Below are 22,525 nucleotides of genomic sequence, written 5' to 3' on the forward strand. Positions count from 1 at the left end.
GCGACTAAGGAGTTGAACAGCATGCGAGTGTCAGAAACCAAGGCCGGCGGCTGCAATTGTCATTGCAACGCGTGCGACGGCGGTCATCACTGCGGCAACCCGCCCAACTGCAACGTCAGGCGCTGACCGCAGCGATTAACCGGCTCGGCGCCGGGGTACTTCTCTTTCCTGCAGTCCCGTCAATTAGCGGGTCATTAGCGGGTCGAAGGGAGGCGAAGCCGTGTCGTCGCGTCCGAAGATCATGGCGGTGCAGGGTGCCGCCGTACTGGTAGCCAGCGCATTCGTGCTCGTCGGAGTGCTCGGGTTCATCCCGGGCCCGACGAGCAACCTCGACCAGTTGCAGTGGGCCGGTCATCATTCCGGCGCAAAGTTGTTCGGCATGTTCGCGGTATCCGGCCTGCACAACACCGTGCACGTGGCGTTCGGCGTCATCGGCTTCATATTTGCGCGCACGTACGCGGCCTCACGCGGCTACCTTCTGGCCGGCGGCGTCGCCTACCTCGCGCTGTGGATCTACGGCGTAGTCATGGACCAGGGCAGCGCACTGAACATCTTGACGTTGAACAATGCCGACAATTGGCTGCACTTCGGGCTGGGAATCGTAATGGTCGTCCTCGCCCTGACGCTCGCGGGCCAACACGACCCGACGAAACGTCCGAAGCGCCGCGAAAGGATCCGTACCTAGGCGATCGACAGCGCGATGCCGTCAAGGATGTCGTGCTCACTGACCACAAGCTCGCCGATGTCGGCCCGGCTGCCCAACGCGTCCGCGAGTTCCTCGGTGATGATTGCGCCGCCGCCGATCACGTCGACCCGACCCTCGTGCATCGGCCCAAGCGCCGCACGTTGGTCATGACTCATGGCGATGATGTCCTCGCACACCGGCAGCAAGTCGCCGAACCCGACGCGGGACAGGTGGATCGCCGCGGGGTCATACGTCGTCATGCCTTGCGCAAGAGCCGCGAGCGTTGTCATGGTGCCCGCGACGCCGACCCACGTGCGCGCCCGCTCGACGGGCACCACCCGCAGCGCCTCCCCCAGACGTTCCCGCACGACCTCCCGGGCGGCCGCCACCTCCACCGCCGTCGGCGGGTCGCTGTGCAGGCAGCGTTCCGTCAACCGGACGCAGCCGATGTCGGCCGAGTAGCCGGCCTCCATCTCCCGCTCCCCCAACACCACCTCGGTGGATCCGCCGCCGAGATCGACGACGACGAAAGGCGCTGCCGTGGTGTCCAATTCGTAGACGGCGCCGTGAAACGACAGCCGGGCCTCCTCGTCGCCGCTGATCACCTCCGCGACGGCGCCGGGCACGACGGCGCCGAGCACCTCGGACGTCATCGCGAAAAAGTCGTCGCGGTTGGCGGCGTCGCGGGTCGCCGACGTCGCAACCATTCGGACCGTCGAAACGTCGTGGCGCCGAAGCAATTCGGCGTAGTCGACGAGCGCGTGCTTCGTCCGCTCGATCGCCTCAGCTGCGAACTGCCCTGTGGCGTCCACCCCCTGGCCCAGCCGCACGATGCGCATCTCGCGGTGGACGTCGCGCAACCTGCCGCCGGCCGACCCGGCAATTGAGCCCGGGTCGTTCGCATCGGCGATCAGCAGCCTGATCGAGTTTGTGCCGCAGTCGATCGCGCCGACTCGTTTCACGTCCAAACCCCCGGATCCAGTATTCCCGCCATTGCGGGCTCGACAGCCAGCACAGCCAACGCCTCGTCCCCCAGCGGATTCACGCCCGGACCTTTTGCCAGCGAGTGCGCTATCAGCACGTGCAGGCATTTCACCCGCACCGGCATGCCGCCGCCGGAAAACGTGGTGCCAAGAGATTCGATCGCATCCCGCTCGGCCAGATACGACTCGTGCGCGCGGCGGTACGCGGCGGCCAGTTGCGGGTCATCACGCAGCCGGTCGGTCATATCGCGCATCAAGCCCGACGACTCGAGTCGGCTCGCCGCGGCCGTCAACGCCGGATGCGTCAGGTAGTACAACGTCGGAAACGGTGTTCCGTCAGGCAATCTCGGGATTGTCTTGACGACGCCGGGCTCTCCGTTCGGGCATCGATATGCGATCTCAAGGACGCCGCGGGGCTCGCGGCCCAACTGCCGCGCGACGGCATCGAGATCCGACCGGTCAACCACCGGGAGGCGGAACCGGTGCCGGCGGCGCGGGCGGGACGGACGGCACCGTGGTCGGGACGTTGTGTGGATCATCGGCGATGGTGTGCCACAGCGCCGAATACCAGGGCTGGTCCGCCCGTGCGGCCGCCACTACTTGAGCCGGCTCGCTGGGCGCCACCGCGCCGGGAGGCAACTGCACCTGAAACGGGATATCGCCGGGTTTGACGAAGCCGAGCCGCTCACGGGCTTGGGCCGCAATGTAAACGGGGTCAGCCAGTTTCGCCTTCTGCTCCTCGAGCTCGGCGATCTCCGCGCGCAGCATCTCCTCGCTTGCTGCCAGCTGTTTCATCTCGGTCCGCTGGGCGAAATACGTCCGAACCGGTCCCGCGATCGTCAACGTGAGCACGCAGACCACCGCGGCGAGGATGGCCGCCCGCCGCGCAGCAGAGCCCAGCCGCTGTTCGGACTGCTGTTCGGCCGTCTCGGCGATCGACTTGCGAATCGAGTCCGCCGTCGACTCGTCATCGGGCTGCGGCTTGGCCCGCGCTTCGGCCTTGCGCGGCTCCCGCCGCACGGGCGAACCCGTTCGCGGTCGCCCCTTGGCGGTGTCGCCCGGCTTGCCCGACTTGGCTGACTTAGCCGGTCGGGATGCTGGGGACCGCCGCTTCGGGTCGGGCCGCTTCGCTTCGGGCACGGGCTATTTGGCCTCCGGGGCAAACCTGGGGAACGCAAGGTCACCGGCGAAGCGCGCGGCATCCCCGAGCGTCTCCTCGATACGCAGCAGCTGATTGTATTTCGCGACCCGCTCACTGCGGGCGGGCGCGCCGGTCTTGATCTGACCGCTACCGACGGCGACCGCCAGGTCGGCGATCGTGGTGTCCTCGGTCTCGCCGCTGCGGTGGCTCATCATCGTGCGGTACCCGCTGTTGTGCGCCAACGACACCGCATCGAGTGTCTCGGTCAGCGTGCCGATCTGGTTCACCTTCACCAGCAGGGCGTTCGCCGCACCGCGCTCGATACCCTCCTCGAGTCGCTCCGGGTTGGTGACGAAGAGATCGTCGCCGACGATCTGCACGCGGTCTCCGATCGCAGTCGTCAGATTGACCCAGCCGTCCCAGTCGTCCTCCGAGAGTGGGTCCTCGATCGACACGAGTGGATAGGCGTCGATCAGGCCTGCATAGAATTCCGTCATCTGATCCGCGCTGCGGGTCTCCTTCTCGAAGCTGTAACCCGTTCCGTCGGTGAAGAATTCGGTGGCAGCGACATCCAGCGCCAGCGCAACGTCGGTACCTGCCTTGAAGCCGGTCGCGTCGATCGCCGAGAGGATGAGGTCCAGTGCGGCCTTGGTGCCTGCAACGTCGGGCGCGAAACCGCCTTCGTCGCCGAGGCCCGTCGCCAGGCCCTGCTTCTTCAGCACCGCCTTGAGCGAGTGGTACACCTCGGCGCCCCACCGAAGCGACTCCTTGAAGTTCGGCGCCCCGATCGGAGCGACCATGAACTCCTGGACGTCGACACCCGTGTCGGCGTGCGCGCCGCCGTTGAGGATGTTCATCATCGGCACGGGCAGGATGTGTGCGTTGGGGCCGCCGACGTAGCGGAACAGCGGCAGCCCGGCCGACTCGGCGGCCGCCTTGGCCACCGCGAGCGAAACGCCGAGGATCGCGTTGGCGCCAAGCCGGGACTTGTCCGGTGTGCCGTCGAGGTCGAGCAGGGCCTGGTCGATCAGCCGCTGGTCGTCGGCGCTCAACCCGATGACCGCGGGCGCGATCTCGTCGAGAACCGCCTCGACGGCCTTCTGTACTCCCTTGCCGCCGTAGCGCGAGCCGCCGTCGCGAAGTTCCACCGCCTCGTGCTCGCCCGTGGAGGCGCCGGAGGGCACCGCCGCCCTTGCGAACGTGCCGTCGGTCAGGGCCAACTCGACCTCGACCGTCGGGTTGCCGCGGGAGTCGAGGATTTCGCGAGCTCCGACCTGCTCGATAATGGGCACTGGCGTTCTCCTTGGTCAGTCGGGTTGGACTGCGGGCTAGTTGGACTGCGGGCCTAGACGATGAGCCTAGAACGTGCCCGTCGGGTCGGTGCGATTAGAGCGCGTGGCCGTCCGCGTAGGCGGTCGCCCAGTCCCGCACGGTGCGTGCGTACTGGTCGGACAGGTTGTAGGCGCGCAACGCTTTCATCCAGCCCCGCGGCGTCGACAGATCCTTGCCCCGCCAGCACAGATAACCCGCCGCCGACAGCGCGGCGTCGTCGTAATTATCCGGGCTGACCTTGCCGTCGTTGTTGGCGTCGACCCCGTAGAGCCGCCATGTCTCCGGGATGAACTGCATCGGTCCCATCGCCCGGTCGAGGCCTGAATCGCCGTCGAGAAGGCCTCCGTCGCTGTCGATGACCTCGAGGTTGCCCATCGTGCCGTCCAATCGCACACCCCGAATCGGCGGCGTGACGTCGCCGTCCGGCGCGATGTTCGCGCCGCGGTAAGTGCCGTGATGGCTTTCCACCATCCCGATTCCCGCGAGCGTCGGCCAGCTGATGTGGCAGCCGGGGTTCTCCACCTCGGCAACCCTGGCCGCGTACGCGTAGGCCTCCAGCGCCGTAACCGGTATGCCCAGCGTCGGCGCTCGGGCCGCGGCCCAGTCATGCAGCTGGTCGGCCGGCCTGCCCTTGATATGGGTGTCGATCTGCGGCACCGGATCACCCGTCGGCGGCGGCACTCCTTCTGGAATGGGTGCGCCGAGCTGCCATGAGCAGCTGGAAGCCATCAGCAGCGCTGTCGCGCTTATCACCGCGACAGCCCGCAGCCAAAGCACTGGCGACACCGGACTCCCTCAAACCCCTCTGCTTCCAATCCATCGTCCCACGGCTCGCGGAGTGCTCCGCGAAGCGCGCTCCAAGGCGGCGAGATAAGGCCAGGCAAACAATATTTAGGTGTGCCTACCCTCTTCACGACAAATCGTTGTAATGTTCACGCGTCAACTACGAGGAGGCTCAATGAAACTGCATCTCGCCTGGCCCGTGTCGGTTACGGCCGCGGCCTTGGTCCTTGCCGGATGCTCCAGTAGCTCGGGCGGCACCGAAGAGAGCAGTGCCTCGAGTTCGGCCAGCGAGACGTCCACGTCTGCAGCCGCCGCTCCGAGCCCCGAGCTTGAGAAAGCGGCAGCTGACTACAAGGGATACGCGGTCGGCCAGATCGACGAGCTCGTCAAGGGCGTCAAGGTGTTCACCGACGCAGTGCGGGCCAACAACTTGCAGGCGGCCCAGGACGCGTTTGCGCCGTCACGCATGCCCTGGGAGCGCATCGAGCCGCTGGCCGGGCTGGTCGAGGAGATCGATGGCAAGGTCGACGCCCGTGTCGACGACTTCGCCGGCGTCGACGATCCCGCCTTCACCGGTTGGCACCGGCTGGAATTCCTGCTGTTCGAGAAGAACACCACCGAGGGCGGCGCGCCGTTCGCCGACCAGCTCGACAAGGACATCGCCGCGTTGAAGGAGGAGTTCGCAAAGGTCGAGGTCACGCCGCTCGACGTGGCGAACGGCGCCGCGGAGCTCATCGAAGAGGTCTCGGAGGGCAAGATCACCGGCGAGGAGGATCGCTACTCGAAGACCGACCTGTGGGACTTCGACGCCAACCTGCAGGGGTCGCAGGCTGCGATCGACAAGCTGACCCCGGCGCTGGAGAAGGCCGATGCCGCTCTGCTGGGCAAGATCGACGGAGGAATCACCCAGATCTTCGACACCATGCGGCCGCTGCGCCAGGGTGATGGCTGGGTGAACTTCTGCCCGGAAAACAGCGAATACCCGTCGCCGCGGTGCCCCGCGGTCACGGTGACGCCGCAGGTCGTCGACACGCTCAAGGCACAGCTGGCCGGGCTGTCGGAGAGCCTGTCTCAAGTTGCGGGCGTCCTGAAACTTCAGTGACCGAACAGCCACCACGACGGGGAATCTCGCGCCGCGGCTTCGTCACCGGGGCGGTGGGTACCGGCGTCGCGGTAGGAGCGGGCGCGATGCTGGCCGGGTGTTCGTCACCCGAGCCGGCCGCGCCGCCGGTGCCACAGCCGGCGTTCGTCCCGTTCGAGGGGCCGCACCAAGCGGGGATCACCACGCTGCCGATACCGGAACAGGGTTTGGTCGCGTCGTTCAATATGCACGTCCAGGATCGGGCGGGCCTTCGGACGACGCTGCAGGAGCTCACCGAAGAGATCCGCGGGCTGATGGCCGGAAAGCCGCCCGAGACGCGGGACCCGGCCTACCCGCCGGTCGACTCCGGAATCCTCGGCGACAAGCCGCCGCCAGACAATCTGTCGATCGTCGTGGGCGTCGGCGCCTCGTTGTTCGACGACCGTTTCGGCCTGGCTGATCGCAAGCCAAGGGAACTGGAAACCATGCCGTTCCTGGCCAACGACCGGCTCGACCCGAAGCTGTCTCACGGGGACATCTCGATCATCCTCGAGGCCGGGCACAATGACACCGTGCAGTTCGCGTTGCGGCAGTTGATGCGCCGCACCCGAAGCGAGCTGACTCTGCGGTGGATGATCGACGGGTATGCCCGCGGCATCGGGGCGGGCCAGACGTCGGAAGCCGTGACTCCGCGAAACCTGTTGGGCTTCAAGGACGGTACCGCCAACCTCGATGTCGACGACGGCGCGTTGATGGATCAGCATGTCTGGGTGCAACCCGGCGACGGCGAACCCGAGTGGGCGGTCGGCGGCTCGTATCAGGCCGTCCGCATCATCCGGATGTTCGTCGAGTTCTGGGACCGCACCCGGCTCGCCGAGCAGGAGGCGCTCATCGGCCGCAAGAAGGTCAGCGGCGCACCGCTTGGCATGACCGACGAATTCGCCGACCCGGATTATGTCGAGGATCCCGACGGCAAGCGCATCCCGTTGGACGCCCACATCCGGCTGGCCAACCCCCGCACCACGCAGACCGAGCAAAACCTCATCCTGCGACGGGGTTTCAACTACTCGCGTGGATTCGACGGCGCGGGTCGGCTCGACCAGGGCTTGGCGTTCATCGCCTACCAGCGCAGCCTGCAAAAGGGATTTCTCACCGTGCAGAGCCGGCTGAAGGGTGAGCCGCTCGAGGAGTACATCATGCCCGTGGGTGGCGGCTTTTTCTTTGTGCTGCCGGGGGTTACCGGTTCAGACCGGTTCCTCGGCGATCAACTCGTCGATTGACTTTGCGGTGGGGGCGTGATTTTCGCCGAAATCTCGCCCTGCCCGCAGACTCGATGACTATTTCGCGTCGGCGGGCTCTTCGTCGGCAGGCTCTTCGACCTCGACGGCCTCCGTCGACGGCCAGCACGCCCGCCACTCCTCCTCGGTGATGACCCCGAGCGATGCGATGTCGAGCTCTTCGGGGACGTCCTCGCCGCGACGGTCGGCGGCGACCGCCCTCTCCACCGTGCGAACGGTGTCCATGAACTCCAAAACCACTGTCCGCAAATCGTTTTCCGCGTCGCCGTCCAGCGACACCAGCACGCTGGTCATCGCCGCCGGGATCAGGTCGGCGGGCAGACCGCACTGGGTGACCCGGTCGATCACCTTCTGCGCCAACGCCAATGCAGGCTGGCCCGTCGGTACGTCATCCATGGACGACCTGCGCGACTTCTCGGCCGCCTTGCGCTCTTCCCACTGCGCCAGTTGGTCGGCCAGCGATATCGGCTCGCCCGCCAGCACCGCGGGCACCCGGTTGGCGAGCTTGCGCTGCAGCGAGTCGGCGACGTCGTCGATGGTGAACGAATGCTGGGTAGCGTCCTCGGCGATGCGGGCATGGAACAACACCTGCAGCAGAACGTCGCCGAGCTCCTCGCGAAGTTCGTCGGCGTTGCCACTGCGCACCGCGTCGAACAGCTCGTAGGTCTCCTCCAGCAGGAAGCGGCGCAGCGAGTCGTGCGTCTGCTCGCTCTCCCACGGGCCAGCCGTTCGCAACTTGTCCATCATCGCCACGGCGTCGACAAGGCGTTCACCGGTCTGCGGGTCCGGGGCGGCAATCAGCTTGTCGCCGGCGGCCAGTCGGGACTGCACCGCGGGATGATTGGGATCCGACGACAACAGCACCGGCGCGTCGTCACCCTCGTAGGCAGGACGGGCCGACGGCAGCGACCACGGCACCTTGACCGGCATCTCTTCGGTGTACTGGACGTCACCGGCGAGCAGTCCCATCGCCTCGACCGGAATCAAAGACGGGCGGCGCGGATCGACAAGTACGACGGTCATCGCGCTTGTCGCTTGTCGTCCATCGTCGATGTACCTCCGACGTTCGTTATATCAACATCGTCGCGCGGTCTTCCATTAAGGGCCAACACCAGACCGGCGACCATTCTGATCAGCTCGAGATCGCGAATGCGCGGTGCGCCGATGCCGTTGCCCGACCGGGGAATCGGCACCTGCACCGTCGACGTCGTCGCACGGTAATTCGCGCTCGGGTACAACCGCTTCAGCCGCAGTTGCGCAGAATCCAACAACGTCATCGGCGACACCCGCAGCGTCGCCTCAGAAGGAGCGCTGATCTCGGTGACGCCGTACTCGCGGGCCAACAACCGCAACCGCGCAACCGACACCAGCAGCTGCGCCGGTTCCGGCAGTGGGCCGTACCGGTCGATGAGTTCCTCCACCACCGCACCGACGGCGTCCTGGTCGGCGGCCGATGCCAACCGGCGATAGCCCTCCAGCCGCAGCCGGTCGCTGGCGATGTAGTCCGGCGGGAGATTCGCGTCGACGGGCAGATCGATCCGAACATCCTTCGGTTCCTCAACGGCAGCAACGGTTTTCCCGTCCGCGGCGGCGCGGTAGGCGTCGACGGCCTCGCCGACCAGCCGCACGTACAGGTCGAATCCGACGCCGGCGACGTGTCCGGACTGTTCGACACCGAGCACGTTGCCCGCGCCGCGAATCTCTAAGTCCTTCATCGCGACCGCCATGCCCGCACCGAGTTCGTTGTTCTGCGCGATGGTGGCCAGCCGGTCGTAGGCGGTCTCGGTCAACGGAACCTCCGGCGGATACATGAAATACGCGTATCCGCGCTCACGGCTGCGACCCACCCTGCCGCGCAACTGGTGCAGCTGCGACAGGCCGAAAGTGTCGGCCCGTTCGACTATCAACGTGTTGGCGTTGGAGATGTCGAGGCCCGTCTCGACGATGGTCGTGCAGACCAGGATGTCGAATTCGCGATTCCAGAAGCCCTCGACCGTGCGTTCCAGCTGCTCCTCGGGCATCTGCCCGTGCGCGACGACGACCCGCGCCTCGGGCACAAGCACCTTCAGCTGGGCGGCCGCCTGGTCGATCGACCGCACCCGGTTGTGGATGTAGAACGCCTGCCCGTCGCGCAGCAGCTCGCGGCGCAGCGCGGCGGCAATCTGCTTGTCGGAGTGCGGCCCGACGTAGGTCAGCACCGGGTAGCGCTCCTCGGGCGGGGTGAGGATCGTCGACATCTCGCGGATCCCGGCCAGGCTCATCTCCAGCGTGCGGGGAATCGGCGTCGCGCTCATCGTCAGCACGTCGACGTGGGTGCGCATCGACTTGATGTGCTCCTTGTGCTCGACGCCGAACCGCTGCTCCTCGTCGACGATGACCAGACCGAGGTCCTTCCACGTCACCCCGGTCTGAATCAGCCGGTGCGTGCCGATCACGATGTCGACCGACCCGTCCTTCATGCCCTCGAGCACCGCCCGCGACTCGGTGGGGCCGGTGAACCGCGACAGCCCCTTCACGGTGACCGGAAACCCCGCCATTCGTTCGCTGAACGTCTGCAGGTGCTGGTCGGCCAGCAGCGTCGTCGGCACCAGCACCGCCACCTGCTTGCCGTCCTGCACCGCCTTGAACGCCGCGCGCACCGCGATCTCCGTCTTGCCGTAGCCGACGTCGCCGCAGATCACCCGGTCCATCGGGATCGGCTTCTCCATATCGGCCTTGACCTCGGTGATGGCGGTGAGCTGGTCGACGGTCTCGGTGAACCCGAACGCGTCCTCCATCTCGGCCTGCCACGGCGTGTCCGGGCCGAACGCGTGCCCCGGCGACGCCTGCCGTTTGGCGTACAGCGACACCAGCTCGCTGGCGATCTCGCGGACGGCCCGCCTGGCTTTGGTCTTGGTGTTGGCCCAGTCGCTGCCGCCCAGTCGGCTCAGGGTTGGCGCTTCGCCGCCGACGTACCGCGACAGCTGGTCGAGCGAGTCCATCGGCACGAACAGCTTGTCCGACCCGCCGCCGCGCTTGCTCGAGGCGTACTCCAGCACCAGGTACTCGCGTCGGGCCCCGCCGACCGTGCGTTCCACCATCTCGACGAACCGGCCGATGCCGTGCTGATCGTGGACCACGAGGTCGCCTGCGGTCAGCGCGAGCGGGTCGACGACATTGCGGCGCTTGGCGGCCAGCCGCTTCCCTTCTGGCGCGGTGACCCGGTTTCCGGTGAGGTCGGTTTCGGTGATCACGACGAGGTTGGCGCCTGCCAGCACCACGCCGTCGTGCAGCGGGCCCTTGAGCACGCCGACGACGCCCGGCTTGGGCACCTCGCCCGGCTCGAGCATCGCGGCGGGCGTTTCGGCCTCGGCCAGCTGCTCGCACACGCGGTGAGCGGTGCCGGTGCCCGGCGTCACGACGGCCGCCGATCCGCCGGTGGCGACGTGGGCGCGCAGCATCGCGAAGATCTCGTCGACACCGGACTGCTGGCCGCGCGCCGACGGCGACGGGCGGATGTCGAGCTCGATCGCCGACTCGTCGCTCAGCTGGCTGAGCGTCCACCATGGATGGCCGCCCGAGCGGGCCGCTGCTGTCACATCGTCGAGGTCCAGATAACCGGATGCGCCCAATTCCTCGAGGTCGATCGGCGCGTCACCGCCGACCGCCGCCGCCGACCATGACGCTTCGAGGAACTCGCGGCCGGTCTTGATGAGGTCGGCGGCCCTGGTGCGGATCTTCTCGGGGTCGCAGATCAGCAGCGGCGTCTGCGCAGGCAGATGGTCGCTCAGCAGGGACTGGGGGCACCTCCCGCTTGCGGGGGACTCGGTGGGTCGCAGCAGAGGAAGGAGCGCCTCCATGCCGTCGACGGGGATGCCCTCGCCGAGCTTGGCCAGCATGTCGGGCACGCTGCCCGGTACGTCGTTGGCGCTTCGCGGGTGATCCGCCGCCAGCTCGAAGGCGCGGACCCGGACGTCGTCGGTCAAAAGCAGTTCACGGCACGGCATCGCGATGACGGTTTCCACGTCGATGTCGGGGATCGAACGCTGGTCGGCGACGGCGAACATGCGCATCTCGGAGATCTCGTCGCCCCAGAACTCGATACGCACCGGGTGTTCGGCGGTCGGCGGGAACACGTCGAGGATCCCGCCGCGCACGGCGAACTCCCCCCGCTTTCCCACCATGTCGACGCGGGTGTAGGCCAGCTCCACCAGCCGGTGGATGACGTCGTCGAAGTCGGCGTCCTCGCCGAGCGTCAAGGTGACGGGTTCGACGTCGGCGACATCGGGCGCCATCGGCTGCACCAGTGAGCGCACCGTGGTGACCACGACCCGCAGCGGCGGCCCGAGCCGCTCGTCGTCGGGATGTGCCAGCCTGCGCAGCACCATCAGCCGCTCGCCGACGGTGTCCACCCCCGGCGAAAGCCGTTCGTGCGGCAGCGTCTCCCAGGACGGGAACAGCGCCGCCGCGTCACCGAATACGCCCCGCAGTTCGGCGGTCAGATCGTCGGCTTCCCTGCCGGTGGCGGTGACCACGAGCAGTGGTGCCGCCTGGGCCAGCGCGCTGGCGGCGAACAGCCGCGCGCTGGCGGGGCCGATCAGCGTGAGGTCGGCGGGTCTGTCGGCGGCACGGCTGATGACGTCTTGCAAACAAGGATCGCGGAGTGCCAGCTCAACCAGCCCAGCGATCGGGGTTTGGACACTAACGGTCCCCGATGCGGTCATGATGATTCCATCCTAATGGGACGCCCAAATTCACGTTTGGGCGCGAAAGTGCGAGTGCATCGCGCCATTTCGTCGATCTCGACGCGGAGAGACGTGGGTCACTCGTCGAGCAGCGGCGGGTCGTCCTCGAGGTGCTTGAGCCCGTTCCAGCACAGGTTGACCAGATGCGCGGCGACGACTTCCTTCTTCGGCTCGCGCACATCGAGCCACCACTGCGCCGTCATCGACACCGACCCGACGAGCGCCTGGGCGTAAAGCGGCGCCATATCCGGGTCGAGGCCGCGGCGGGAGAAGTCGCCGGCCAGGATCGACGACACCTGATTCACGGCGTCGTTCAGCAGCGTCGAGTAGGTGCCCGACGTGATGGCCGCAGGCGAGTCACGGATGAGGATGCGGAACCCGTCGGTGCGCTCGTCGACGTAGGTCAGCAGGGCCAGCGTGACGCGCTCGATGCGCAGCCGCGACCGGTTGTTGGTCGTCCGCGTCAACGAGGAGGTGATGCCGTCGAGCAGTGCCGACATCTCCCGGTCGACCACCACCGCATAGAGGCCCTCCTTGCCGCCGAAATGCTCGTAGACGACCGGTTTGGAGACGTTGGCGCGCTGGGCGATCTCCTCGACCGAGGTGCCCTCGTAACCGCGCTGCGCGAACAACGACCGCGCGATGTCGATGAGCTGGTGACGCCGCTCAGCACCGGTCATTCGGGCGCGGGGTGCGCGCACTTCCTTGTCCGGTGCAGCCACACCTGTCAGCCTAGTTGCTTCGACTAGCATCACGAGTTGATCAGTCCGTCGTGGTGTAATCGGCAGCACCTCTGATTTTGGTTCAGATAGTTCAGGTTCGAGTCCTGGCGACGGAGCTACGAGCGGATGAATCGATGAGGACACCACATGACTGAGCACGGCCAATCCGCGGTCCTGGTGATGGCCGCAGGCGCCGGCACCCGGATGCGGTCGGACACCCCGAAGGTGCTGCACACCCTCGGCGGCCGCAGCATGCTGTCGCACGTCCTGTACTCGGCCACCAAGGTCGCCCCGCAGCACCTGGTGGTGGTGCTTGGCCATGACCGCGATCGCATCACTCCTGCCGTGACCGAGTTGGCCGAGACGCTTGGCCGCACGATCGACATCGCCGTCCAAGAGCAGCAGCGCGGCACCGGGCACGCCGTCGCCTGCGGGCTGACCGCGCTGCCCGCCGACTTCGCGGGCACCGTCGTGGTGACGTCCGGGGACGTTCCATTGATGGACGCCGACACTCTTGCCGACCTCATCGACGCCCACAGCTCCGAAACCGCTGCGGCGACCGTGTTGACCACAACGCTTGCCGACCCGACGGGATACGGCCGGATCCTGCGCACCCAGGACCGCGAGGTCATCGGCATCGTGGAAGAGGCCGACGCCACCCCGTCGCAGCAGGCCATCGGCGAGGTCAATGCGGGCGTCTACGCGTTCGACATCGATGAGCTGCGCTCGGCGCTGGACCGACTGCGGCCGCACAACGCCCAGCAAGAGCTCTACCTCACCGACGTCATCTCGATCATCCGGCAGGACGGCCGGATCGTGCGCGCCAAGCACGTCGACGACGACGCGCTGGTGGCAGGCATCAACGACCGCGTCCAGCTGGCCGAGCTGGCCGCCGAGCTGAACCGCCGCATCGTGGCCGCCCACCAGCGCGCGGGCGTCACCGTCGTCGACCCCGCGTCCACCTGGATCGACGTCGACGTGAGCGTCGGCCGCGACACCGTCATCCAGCCCGGCACCCAGCTGCTCGGCGCGACCCACATCGGCGGCCGCTGCGAGATCGGCCCCGACACCACGCTCACCGACGTGACCGTCGGCGACGAAGCCACCGTGGTCCGCACGCACGGCTCGGCGTCGAGCATCGGCGACGGCGCCACCGTCGGCCCGTTCACCTATCTGCGGCCCGGCACGGTCCTTGGCGACGTCGGCAAGCTCGGGGCGTTCGTCGAGACCAAGAACGCCACCCTTGGCACCGGCACCAAGGTGCCGCACCTGACCTACGTCGGCGATGCGGACATCGGCGAGCACAGCAATATCGGCGCGTCGAGCGTCTTCGTCAACTACGACGGGGAGACCAAGCGGCGCACCACGATCGGGTCGCACGTGCGCACCGGCTCGGACACCATGTTCGTCGCTCCGGTCACCGTCGGCGACGGCGCCTACACCGGAGCGGGCACCGTGGTGCGTGACGACGTGCCGCCGGGTGCGCTCGCCGTGTCCGCAGGCCCGCAGCGCAATATCGAGGGTTGGGTGTCCCGCAAGCGACCGCATTCGGATGCGGCCGCCGCAGCGGCGGCGGCACTTGGCACGGCCGGGCGGACCAACGAAGCCGGCGAAGACGACAACCCCGAGGACGACGAAACGACGTGAGCCGGTCGCTTTCCGTTCTTGATCTGGCAACCCGGCCACGCGCGTCCAGCCGTGATACGTACGATGAGGCGACATCGATCCCCTACTGGCAAGGGCACACTGTGGGCACCGAGTGGACCGACAACCGCAAGAATTTGATGCTGTTCTCCGGTCGCGCGCACCCGGAACTCGCTGAACAGGTCGCCAAGGAACTCGACGTCCCGGTCACCGCGCAGACCGCACGCGACTTCGCCAACGGCGAGATCTTCGTCCGATTCGACGAATCGGTCCGCGGTTGCGACGCGTTCGTGCTGCAGAGCCATCCGGCGCCGCTGAACCACTGGCTGATGGAACAGCTGATCATGATCGACGCGCTCAAGCGCGGCAGCGCCAAGCGGATCACCGCGATCCTGCCGTTCTATCCGTATGCGCGTCAGGACAAGAAGCATCGCGGCCGCGAGCCGATCTCGGCACGACTGGTGGCCGACCTGCTCGAGACCGCGGGTGCCAACCGGATCCTGACCGTCGACCTGCACACCGACCAGATCCAGGGTTTCTTCGACGGCCCGGTCGACCACATGCGGGCGCAGAACCTGCTCACCGGCTACATCGCCGAGAACTATCCCAACGACGACATGGTCGTGGTGTCGCCGGATTCCGGTCGCGTCCGGGTGGCCGAGAAATGGGCCGACGCGCTGGGTGGCGTACCGCTGGCGTTCATCCACAAAACCCGCGACCCGCTGGTGCCCAACCAGGTCAAGAGCAACCGCGTTGTCGGTGACGTGCGGGGCAAGACCTGCATCCTGACCGACGACATGATCGACACCGGCGGCACGATCGCAGGCGCGGTCAAGCTGCTGCACGAGGACGGCGCGAAGGACGTCATCATCGCCGCGACGCACGGCGTGCTGTCCGATCCCGCACCGCAACGGCTGGCCGACTGCGGCGCCCGCGAAGTGATCGTCACCAACACCCTGCCGATCGGCGAAGAAAAGCAGTTCCCGCAGCTGACGGTGTTGTCCATCGCGCCACTGCTGGCCAGCACTATCCGCGCGGTGTTCGAGAACGGTTCGGTGACAGGACTTTTCGACGGGTCGGCATAAGTGGCTGACTCGGTCATCTATCACAATCCCCGCTGCACGACCTCACGCAAGACGCTGGAGTTGTTGCGGGACAACGGCATCGAGCCGGACGTGATTCAGTATCTGAAGACGCCACCGTCGCGCGACGAACTGGTCAAGCTGATCAACGACGCCGGAATCGACGTCCGCACCGCGGTTCGCAAGCGTGAACCGCTGTACGCCGAACTGAACCTCGCCGACGCCGACGACGACGAACTGCTCGACGCGATGGCCGAGCATCCGATCCTGATCGAGCGGCCGTTCGTCGTCACGCCCAGAGGCACCCGGTTGGCCAGGCCTCTCGACTCGGTTCGCGAGATTCTGTGACCCGTCACCGCATCGCGGCGACACTGGCGTTGCTGGCCGTGACCGCGGCGGGCTGCGGCGCGAAGTCGCCCGACTATACGACGCTGCTGACCACCACCACGAGCCCGAAGCCGACGACCTCGACCGAGGCGCCCGTTCCTATCTCGCAGTATCTGGAAAACGCGGGCGTCGTCGGACAACCCGTCGCCCCCGACAAACTGACCGACCTCACGGTGACGATGCCCAAGCCGAAAGGCTGGGAGCAGTACAGCAATCCGCGGTTCGCGCCGGGCACGCGCGTCATCGCCAAGGGTGACACCTATCCGACCGCGATGTTGCTCGTGTTCCAACTCAGCGGCGCCGACTTCGACCCCAAGAAGGCCCTCGAACACGCCAACGCCGACGCCGAACTGTCGGAGAATTTCAAGCAGCTCAACGCGTCGAGCAACGACTTCAAGGGCTTCCCGTCGTCGATGATCGAGGGCAGCTACGACCTCAACGGCAAGCGGATGCACAGCTACAACCGGATCGTCATCGCCACCGGGCCGCCGCCTGCCAAACAGCGCTACCTGGTTCAGTTCACCGTGACCGGCTACGCAGACAAGGCGCAGGCCGAGGCCCCCGACATCGAGGCGATCATCGCCGGCTTCAACGTCGCCAAGAAATAGTGCCCGCCCCCGCGCGACTAGGGTGGCTGGAATGAGCGAAGCTTGCGAGCGAATCATCGGTACCGAATGAGTGGATGGACCGCCGCCGACCTGCCGTCCTTCGCCGGACGCACCGTCATCGTCACGGGCGCCAACAGCGGCCTCGGCGAGGTGACCGCGCGCGAACTGGCGCGTGTCGGGGCCAAGGTGATTCTGGCCTGCCGCAACACCGGCAAGGGCGATGCGGCCGCCGCGGGCATGACGGGTGACGTCGAGGTGCGCAAGCTCGACCTGCAGGACCTGGCCTCGGTGCGTGCGTTCGCCGACGGTGTCGACGCCGTCGATGTGCTCGTCAACAACGCGGGCATCATGGCCGTGCCGTTCGCGCTCACCGCTGACGGGTTCGAGAGCCAGATCGGCACCAACCACCTTGGCCACTTCGCGCTGACCAACCTGCTGCTGCCCAAGATCACCGACCGTGTGGTGACGGTGTCGTCGGGCCTGCACCTGATCGGCTACATCAGCCTCACAGACCTCAACTGGAAGTCGCGGCCCTATTTCGCGTGGCCGGCCTACGGCCAGTCGAAGCTGGCCAACCTGCTGTTCACCAGCGAACTGCAGCGCCGGCTGGCGGCCGCCGGGTCACCGCTGAAGGCGCATGCCGCCCACCCCGGCTACTCCGAGACCAATCTGCAGGGCAATACGGGCAACCCCGTCGGCACCAAGTTGATCAACTTCGTCACCCCGCTGGTCGGCACGGATGCCGATTTCGGTGCCAGGCAGACGCTTTATGCGGCGTCGCAGGACCTGCCCGGCGACAGCTTCATCGGTCCACGGTTCGCCATGCGCGGGCCGTCCGGGCCGACGTTCCGCAGCCCGCTGGCGCATGACGCAAAGAAAGCCGCCGCCCTTTGGGACCTGTCTGAGCAGCTCACAGACACCAAATTCGCACTCTGAGGCCCTGATCGGATAATCTGGGCTGGCTCACGGCGAGGGTGGCAGATGCCACCGTTATCGACGGGACACGCAAGTGAAGTTGCGACCCTGGCCGTGGAATCAATGACCGGCGTTAGAGGAGCAACATTCCAATGGCCAAGACCGCGGCCCGTAGAGAGAACAAACTGACCGCTGCCGTGCGCACCGAGACCGGCAAGGGCGCGTCGCGCCGCGCACGCCGCGCAGGCCAGATCCCGGCCGTGCTCTACGGCCACGGCTCCGACCCGCAGCATCTGCTGCTGTCCAGCCATGACTTCGCCGCGGTGCTCCGGCACTCCGGCACCAACGCAGTCCTCACGCTCGACATCGACGGCAAGGAGCAGCTGGCACTGACCAAGGCGCTGGAGATCCATCCGATCAAGCGCAACATCCAGCACGCCGACCTGCTGGTGGTCCGTCGCGGCGAGAAGGTCACCGTCGAGGTCAACGTCATCGTCGAGGGCGAGGCGATCCCCGGCACCCTGGTCACCCAGGACAGCAACACCGTGGAGATCGAGGCCGACGTGCAGGCGATCCCCGAGCAGCTCGTCCTGTCGGTCGAGGGCGCCGACGTCGGCACGCAGTTCGCCGCGGGTTCGATCGAACTGCCCGACGGTGTGTCGCTGGTGTCGGATCCCGAGATGCTTGTCGTCAACGTCGTTGCCGCCCCGACCGCCGAGGACCTCGAGGCCGAGGGTGCGGGCGAGGTTGTCGAGGGTGAAGGCGCGGCCGAGGGCGCAGAGGATGCCGAGGGCGGCGAAGGTGGCGAGGAATCATCCGCCTCCGACGACTCCTCCGAGTAACTGGCGGACCCCCACCCGACATGGACAGAGAGCCATCCCCCTTCCCTTCGGGGGGGAGGGGCCCCCATCTGGTGGTGGGCCTGGGCAATCCCGGGCCCAACTACGCCACCACGCGGCACAACCTCGGCTTCATGGTTGCCGACCTCCTCGCCGAGCGCATGGGCGAGAAGTTCAAGGTGCACAAGAAGTCCGGCGCCGAGGTCGTCACCGGCAGGCTGGCCGGCCGGTCGGTGGTGCTGGCCAAACCGCGCGTCTACATGAACGAGTCGGGCCGCCAGGTCGGGCCGCTGTCGAAGTTCTACTCCGTGCCGCCCGCCGATGTGGTGATCGTCCATGACGAGCTCGACATCGACTTCGGCAAGATTCGACTGAAGTTCGGCGGCGGCGTCGCGGGCCACAATGGCCTGCGCTCGGTGTCATCGGCGTTGGGCACCAGCGACTTTCAACGGGTCCGCATCGGCATCGGCCGTCCGCCGGGCCAGAAGTCGGGGGCCTCGTTCGTGCTGGAGAACTTCAGCAAGGCCGAACGGCCCGAAGTTCCTGTGATCTGCGAGCAGGCCGCCGATGCGACCGAATTGCTGATCGCCCATGGCCTCGAACCGGCCCAGAACACCGTCCACGCCTGGGGCTGATTTCCGCTCGGTGCTCAGCGGCCGCTGATCCCACTGTCCACCACCTTGACCTGCTTGTGCGGAAAGCGGCGCTCGGCGTGTTCTTTGGCGGCCGAATTCGGCAGCACGTAGAGCGTCTCCTTCTTGGCCTGAAGGGGTTTGAGCACCAGATCCATGAAACCCTTGCGGTCGTCGAGGTACGGCTCGATGACCTCTTCGCCCGCGGGGCACACCGCGAGGCAGTACGCCGCCTTGTAATTCGCCTTGAACGACAGGCTCTGCCACATCGAGGCGTTCTCGGAATCGCTTACCCGCGAACGGAAGTCGGCGGCATCCTCGCTGTCGGCGATGGTCTGCGCCCAGTCGGTGAACCCGCCCATGAACTCACGGTAGTTGTGCACCGAACATGCGACGAAGTCGAAGTCGCCGTTCTTCTTGATCGCGCCGACGGGGCAGGCCGCCACGCAAAGCTTGCATTCCAGGCACGGCGAATAGTCAAGCGGTTCACCATAGCTGGTGACCGGGGCGTCGACCAGAACGGTGCCGAGCAGAATGAAGTTGCCGAACCGCGGATGGATCACGTTGCGGTGGATGCCCATCACCCCGAGGCCCGACGCGACCGCGACGGGCTTGTGGGCGACCACCCAGATGCGACCGGGAAACCGGTCCATCTCCATCGGGAACGACATCGACGGGTTGATCGCCCGATGGCCGGCGTCCTGCAATGCCCTGGTGATCCGGTGCGCCGCCTCGTTCATGATCTCGCCGCTGCGGTGGAATTCTTGATTGGCGACGCTGCGCGCCGTCGACCGGACGTTGTCGCGGTTCATCTTGACCACGAGCGATATGTAGCTGCGCGTCCCCGGCAGCGCCGCGTCGACGTGTTCGCGTTCGGAAGCGAGATCAGGGTTGTCGACGGAGGCGAACGCGACGTCGTCGGCTCCGGCGTCGAGACAAACCTGACGCAACCAGTCGGCGTCGATGACGCCCGGTTTCCGGCGTTCGCGTGATGCCACCTTGCGGACCGTCGGGTGATCGGCGATCCGGGCCGGCAGGTGTTCGGTCGTCATGCTGAGTATAGTACACAATACTCAGAGTCACACCCGTGTTAAGAACCGCACGCGGGGCGTAAAGGAACCGTTCGGATGTCGCGCAGGACGGTTCGACCGGCGTACACCCGAAGGTATGCAAGAGGACACACAGAATCGCCCCGGTCGGCTCCAGCGCTGGTGTGGCCAGTTGCTCGACGGCGAGAACCGGTGGGGATTCGTTCGCATCCAGGTCGACCGCTTCGGCGTGACGCGCTACCGCCTGGTGGTTTACCCACCCGGCATCAGCGATGTGGAGCGTCGTCGGCTCCGCGTCTGGCGCGGCGCGCCGATCTGGGGAGCGGCGCTGTGGGTGCTGTCGGAGATCTTTCTTCAGCAGCTGATCGGATCGTGGACCGCCCTTGCGGTGTGCACCGGCGGCGTTTTGGCGTTGGCCGGCGTCGCGATGGCGAAGGCGGGCGAAGCGCGCTCGATGGTCCGCTCGATGGGCGTGGTCACGATGCCCGGGCTCACCGAGGTCACGACCATGCAATCGCGCGAGGCGCTTCTGGCGATGGCCATGGCCTTGACGGCCGCCGACGAACGAGTCGACGAAAAGCGAATGTCACCGCTCGACCACGAGGCATTGTGGTGGCAGGTGTACGAGAAGCTAGCGCCGGCCGCGGCAGTCACGAGCGTCCGCAAAATGTCGCACTAGGGCGGCGTGTCGCGGTACAAACACGGTCCCCCTTGCACGCGGGGCGGGGGTTCCCCCGGTGTCACGAGGGGGAGTGCCCCCAGCTCGCGGTGCAAGGGGACTAAGTGACCAGCGAGACGGAGTTCGCGCGGCGGAGCTTGCCCGACGGAGTCTTGGGGATGGTGCCGGGGCCGAGCACCACGACGTTGCGCGGCCGCACATCGACCTCGGCGACGACCTCGTGGGCGACCTGGCGCTCGATGCGGTGCACCTCGTCGGGGTCCTGGTAAGCGTTGGACTCGACAGCGACGGCGAACGTCTCGCGGGAGTGCCCGGCATCCAGTCGCACCGCGACCGCACAGCCGGGGCGGACCCCTTCGACGCGGCCGGCGGCCCGCTCGATATCGGTCGGGTAGATGTTGCGGCCCGCCATGATGATGACGTCCTTGACGCGGCCGCACACCACGACGTGGCCTTCGTCGGTCAGGTAGCCCAGGTCGCCGGTGTCATACCAACCGTGCTCGTCCTGCGCGGGGATGAAGCCACCCATGGTGATGTAGCCGGGCGTGACGGGCTCGCCGCGCAGCTCGATGATGCCGACGCCGCGGGCGGGCATCACGTTGCCCTGCTCGTCGATGATCCGGGCCTCCAGCCCCTCCAGCAGCGGCCCGAGTGTGGCCAGCCTGCGGGTGTTGCCCTTCGTCGCGGGCACCGCACGCCGCAGCGCGGCCATCAGGTCGGCGTCGACCTCGTCGACCACCAGGCCCGCATTGCATTCGGAGAAGGACACCGCCAGCGTCGTCTCGGCCATGCCGTAGGCGGGCAGGATCGCCGACGGGTGCAGGTTGAACGGCTTACCCGCATCGAGCAGGTCCTCGACGTCGGCAGGCTCGACGGGCTCGGCACCCGACAGCGCGAAGCGCAGCGTGGACAGGTCGAACTCGCCGGGCTGGGCCTGGCGCCGCAGCCGCTTCGCGAGCAGCGCGTACGCGAAGTTCGGCGCCGCGGTCATGGTGCCCTTGTACTTGTCGATCAGCCGCGCCCACAGCAGGGTGTCGCGCAGGAAGTCCATCGGGGTGACCTTGACCAGCTCCGCACCGAAGTACATCGGGATGGTCAGGAAGCCGACCATGCCCATGTCGTGGAAGCAGGGCAGCCAGCTGACCATGACGTCCTTGTCGACGTCGTACTCGGCGCCGATGAACATCGCCTCGGCGTTGGAGTGGATGTTGCGGTGGGTGATCTGCACGGCCTTCGGTGAGCCGGTCGAGCCCGACGTCAGCTGCATGAGGGCCAGGTCGTCCTCGCCAACCTCGATCGGGTCGATCGGATCTGAGGCGAGCAGCTCGGGCACGGTCAGCACCTTGATGCCCTGCTCCTCGAGCACGGGCACGGCGACCATGAACGGCTCGGACACGATCACGGCCTTGGCCTCGATCATGTGGACGACGTTCATCGTGTCTTCCGCCCAGACCACCAGGTCGGTGCGCGGAGTGGGCTGGTGGAGCATCGTCAGGCTGGCGCCACGCATCCAGAGACCCTGAGCGGTCGGCGCGATCTCCACGGGGAAGCCGGCCAGCACGCCAACGGCGTCACCGTGGCCGATGCCCGCGGCGGCAAGGCCACCGGCGATCTGGCGGGCCCTCTCGTGCACCTCACCCCAGGTGTGACGAATGGGTTCGTGCGGTTCACCGGTGACCATGCCCGTACTCGCGTTACGAGCATTGCGGTACATCTTCTCGGTGAATCTGCTCACGACAGCCTCCTCGGGTCCACCGCAAATGCCAGTGTGTAATGCTCCGCCTGGTGGGCGGAGCTTTCACGTAGGCGCGCACACATTTGGAGCGCGGTTATGTCTCGATTCGGTGATGCGCTAGGGAGGGACGCCCGCCCACCGGATTCTCCGGCGGCGGCACTATCCGCGTCCACTTCATGACCGCTAGTTTTCACCGTCGCTCATCT

21 protein-coding genes and 1 tRNA gene are annotated in these 22,525 nt (G+C 66.9%); 12 read left to right on the forward strand and 10 right to left on the reverse strand.

What is annotated here, in order from left to right:
• Positions 1 to 220: 220 nt before the first annotated feature.
• Positions 221 to 685 (forward strand): DUF4383 domain-containing protein, encoded by a 465-nt coding sequence (locus tag D6M19_RS00450; protein ID WP_123023206.1) that lies wholly within the window; start codon positions 221 to 223, stop codon positions 683 to 685.
• Here D6M19_RS00450 and D6M19_RS00455 read toward each other — a convergent pair.
• From D6M19_RS00455 to D6M19_RS00475, 5 genes are all read right to left on the reverse strand, one after another.
• On the reverse strand, positions 682 to 1,647 hold the full coding sequence (locus D6M19_RS00455) for a Ppx/GppA phosphatase family protein (protein ID WP_123023207.1): 966 nt from the start codon (positions 1,645 to 1,647) through the stop codon (positions 682 to 684). The two genes, D6M19_RS00450 and D6M19_RS00455, sit on opposite strands and share 4 nt — an antisense overlap.
• Positions 1,644 to 2,135, reverse strand: coding sequence for a DUF501 domain-containing protein (locus D6M19_RS00460; RefSeq protein WP_123023208.1), 492 nt, complete (start codon positions 2,133 to 2,135; stop codon positions 1,644 to 1,646). Before D6M19_RS00460 ends, D6M19_RS00455 begins: the two co-directional genes overlap by 4 nt.
• Positions 2,128 to 2,808 (reverse strand): FtsB family cell division protein, encoded by a 681-nt coding sequence (locus tag D6M19_RS00465; protein WP_123023209.1) that lies wholly within the window; start codon positions 2,806 to 2,808, stop codon positions 2,128 to 2,130. Before D6M19_RS00465 ends, D6M19_RS00460 begins: the two co-directional genes overlap by 8 nt.
• Before the next feature lie 3 nt (positions 2,809 to 2,811).
• A complete protein-coding gene (gene eno, locus D6M19_RS00470) occupies positions 2,812 to 4,101 on the reverse strand; it encodes a phosphopyruvate hydratase (RefSeq protein WP_123023210.1) in 1,290 nt (429 codons plus the stop codon).
• Between the two features lie 94 nt (positions 4,102 to 4,195).
• Positions 4,196 to 4,927 (reverse strand): lytic transglycosylase domain-containing protein, encoded by a 732-nt coding sequence (locus D6M19_RS00475; protein WP_123023211.1) that lies wholly within the window; start codon positions 4,925 to 4,927, stop codon positions 4,196 to 4,198.
• A 172-nt stretch (positions 4,928 to 5,099) separates the two neighbouring features.
• Here D6M19_RS00475 and D6M19_RS00480 point away from each other — a divergent pair, with 172 nt between their 5' ends.
• Both D6M19_RS00480 and D6M19_RS00485 read left to right on the forward strand, forming a co-directional pair.
• A complete protein-coding gene (locus D6M19_RS00480) occupies positions 5,100 to 6,026 on the forward strand; it encodes an EfeM/EfeO family lipoprotein (RefSeq protein WP_123023212.1) in 927 nt (308 codons plus the stop codon).
• Positions 6,023 to 7,285, forward strand: coding sequence for a Dyp-type peroxidase (locus tag D6M19_RS00485; protein WP_123023213.1), 1,263 nt, complete (start codon positions 6,023 to 6,025; stop codon positions 7,283 to 7,285). Before D6M19_RS00480 ends, D6M19_RS00485 begins: the two co-directional genes overlap by 4 nt.
• Before the next feature lie 57 nt (positions 7,286 to 7,342).
• On the opposite strand, the gene D6M19_RS00490 is transcribed toward D6M19_RS00485, so the two are convergent.
• From D6M19_RS00490 to D6M19_RS00500, 3 genes are all read right to left on the reverse strand, one after another.
• On the reverse strand, positions 7,343 to 8,326 hold the full coding sequence (locus tag D6M19_RS00490; RefSeq protein ID WP_123023214.1) for a nucleoside triphosphate pyrophosphohydrolase: 984 nt from the start codon (positions 8,324 to 8,326) through the stop codon (positions 7,343 to 7,345).
• A complete protein-coding gene (gene mfd, locus D6M19_RS00495) occupies positions 8,323 to 12,006 on the reverse strand; it encodes a transcription-repair coupling factor (RefSeq protein WP_123023215.1) in 3,684 nt (1,227 codons plus the stop codon). The genes D6M19_RS00490 and mfd overlap by 4 nt, the downstream gene beginning before the upstream one ends.
• A 98-nt stretch (positions 12,007 to 12,104) precedes the next feature.
• Positions 12,105 to 12,707, reverse strand: a complete 603-nt coding sequence (locus D6M19_RS00500; protein WP_123023602.1) for a TetR/AcrR family transcriptional regulator — start codon at positions 12,705 to 12,707, stop codon at positions 12,105 to 12,107.
• Positions 12,708 to 12,793: 86 nt separating this feature from the next.
• Here D6M19_RS00500 and D6M19_RS00505 point away from each other — a divergent pair.
• From D6M19_RS00505 to pth, 8 genes are all read left to right on the forward strand, one after another.
• Positions 12,794 to 12,865: transfer RNA gene (locus D6M19_RS00505), tRNA-Gln, on the forward strand.
• A 31-nt stretch (positions 12,866 to 12,896) separates the two neighbouring features.
• A complete protein-coding gene (gene glmU / locus D6M19_RS00510; protein ID WP_123023216.1) occupies positions 12,897 to 14,396 on the forward strand; it encodes a bifunctional UDP-N-acetylglucosamine diphosphorylase/glucosamine-1-phosphate N-acetyltransferase GlmU in 1,500 nt (499 codons plus the stop codon).
• A gap of 101 nt (positions 14,397 to 14,497) precedes the next feature.
• A complete protein-coding gene (locus D6M19_RS00515; RefSeq protein ID WP_123023217.1) occupies positions 14,498 to 15,478 on the forward strand; it encodes a ribose-phosphate diphosphokinase in 981 nt (326 codons plus the stop codon).
• Entirely contained in the window at positions 15,479 to 15,823 is a 345-nt protein-coding gene (gene arsC, locus D6M19_RS00520) for an arsenate reductase (glutaredoxin) (protein ID WP_123023218.1), read from the forward strand. It abuts the gene before it with no gap.
• A complete protein-coding gene (locus D6M19_RS00525; RefSeq protein ID WP_123023219.1) occupies positions 15,820 to 16,470 on the forward strand; it encodes an LpqN/LpqT family lipoprotein in 651 nt (216 codons plus the stop codon). The genes arsC and D6M19_RS00525 overlap by 4 nt, the downstream gene beginning before the upstream one ends.
• Positions 16,471 to 16,536: 66 nt before the next feature.
• Positions 16,537 to 17,406: an oxidoreductase gene (locus D6M19_RS00530; protein ID WP_123023220.1), complete on the forward strand. Its 870-nt coding sequence runs from the start codon at positions 16,537 to 16,539 to the stop codon at positions 17,404 to 17,406.
• A gap of 131 nt (positions 17,407 to 17,537) precedes the next feature.
• The gene (locus tag D6M19_RS00535; protein WP_123023221.1) at positions 17,538 to 18,227 is read left to right on the forward strand and encodes a 50S ribosomal protein L25/general stress protein Ctc; all 690 of its coding nucleotides are present in this window, start codon (positions 17,538 to 17,540) and stop codon (positions 18,225 to 18,227) included.
• 20 nt (positions 18,228 to 18,247) lie between these two features.
• Positions 18,248 to 18,859, forward strand: coding sequence for an aminoacyl-tRNA hydrolase (gene pth, locus D6M19_RS00540; protein ID WP_123023222.1), 612 nt, complete (start codon positions 18,248 to 18,250; stop codon positions 18,857 to 18,859).
• A 14-nt stretch (positions 18,860 to 18,873) separates the two neighbouring features.
• Here pth and D6M19_RS00545 read toward each other — a convergent pair whose 3' ends face one another.
• On the reverse strand, positions 18,874 to 19,908 hold the full coding sequence (locus D6M19_RS00545; RefSeq protein WP_123023223.1) for an epoxyqueuosine reductase: 1,035 nt from the start codon (positions 19,906 to 19,908) through the stop codon (positions 18,874 to 18,876).
• A 115-nt stretch (positions 19,909 to 20,023) separates the two neighbouring features.
• Here D6M19_RS00545 and D6M19_RS00550 point away from each other — a divergent pair, with 115 nt between their 5' ends.
• Positions 20,024 to 20,584 (forward strand): DUF6611 family protein, encoded by a 561-nt coding sequence (locus D6M19_RS00550; protein ID WP_123023224.1) that lies wholly within the window; start codon positions 20,024 to 20,026, stop codon positions 20,582 to 20,584.
• A gap of 100 nt (positions 20,585 to 20,684) precedes the next feature.
• Here D6M19_RS00550 and D6M19_RS00555 read toward each other — a convergent pair whose 3' ends face one another.
• Complete coding sequence (locus D6M19_RS00555) at positions 20,685 to 22,319, reverse strand: fatty acyl-AMP ligase (RefSeq protein ID WP_123023225.1); 1,635 nt, start codon at positions 22,317 to 22,319, stop codon at positions 20,685 to 20,687.
• Positions 22,320 to 22,525 lie beyond the last annotated feature (206 nt).

Source organism: Mycolicibacterium stellerae, from assembly GCF_003719305.1.
Taxonomy (GTDB): Bacteria; Actinomycetota; Actinomycetes; order Mycobacteriales; family Mycobacteriaceae; genus Mycobacterium; species Mycobacterium stellerae.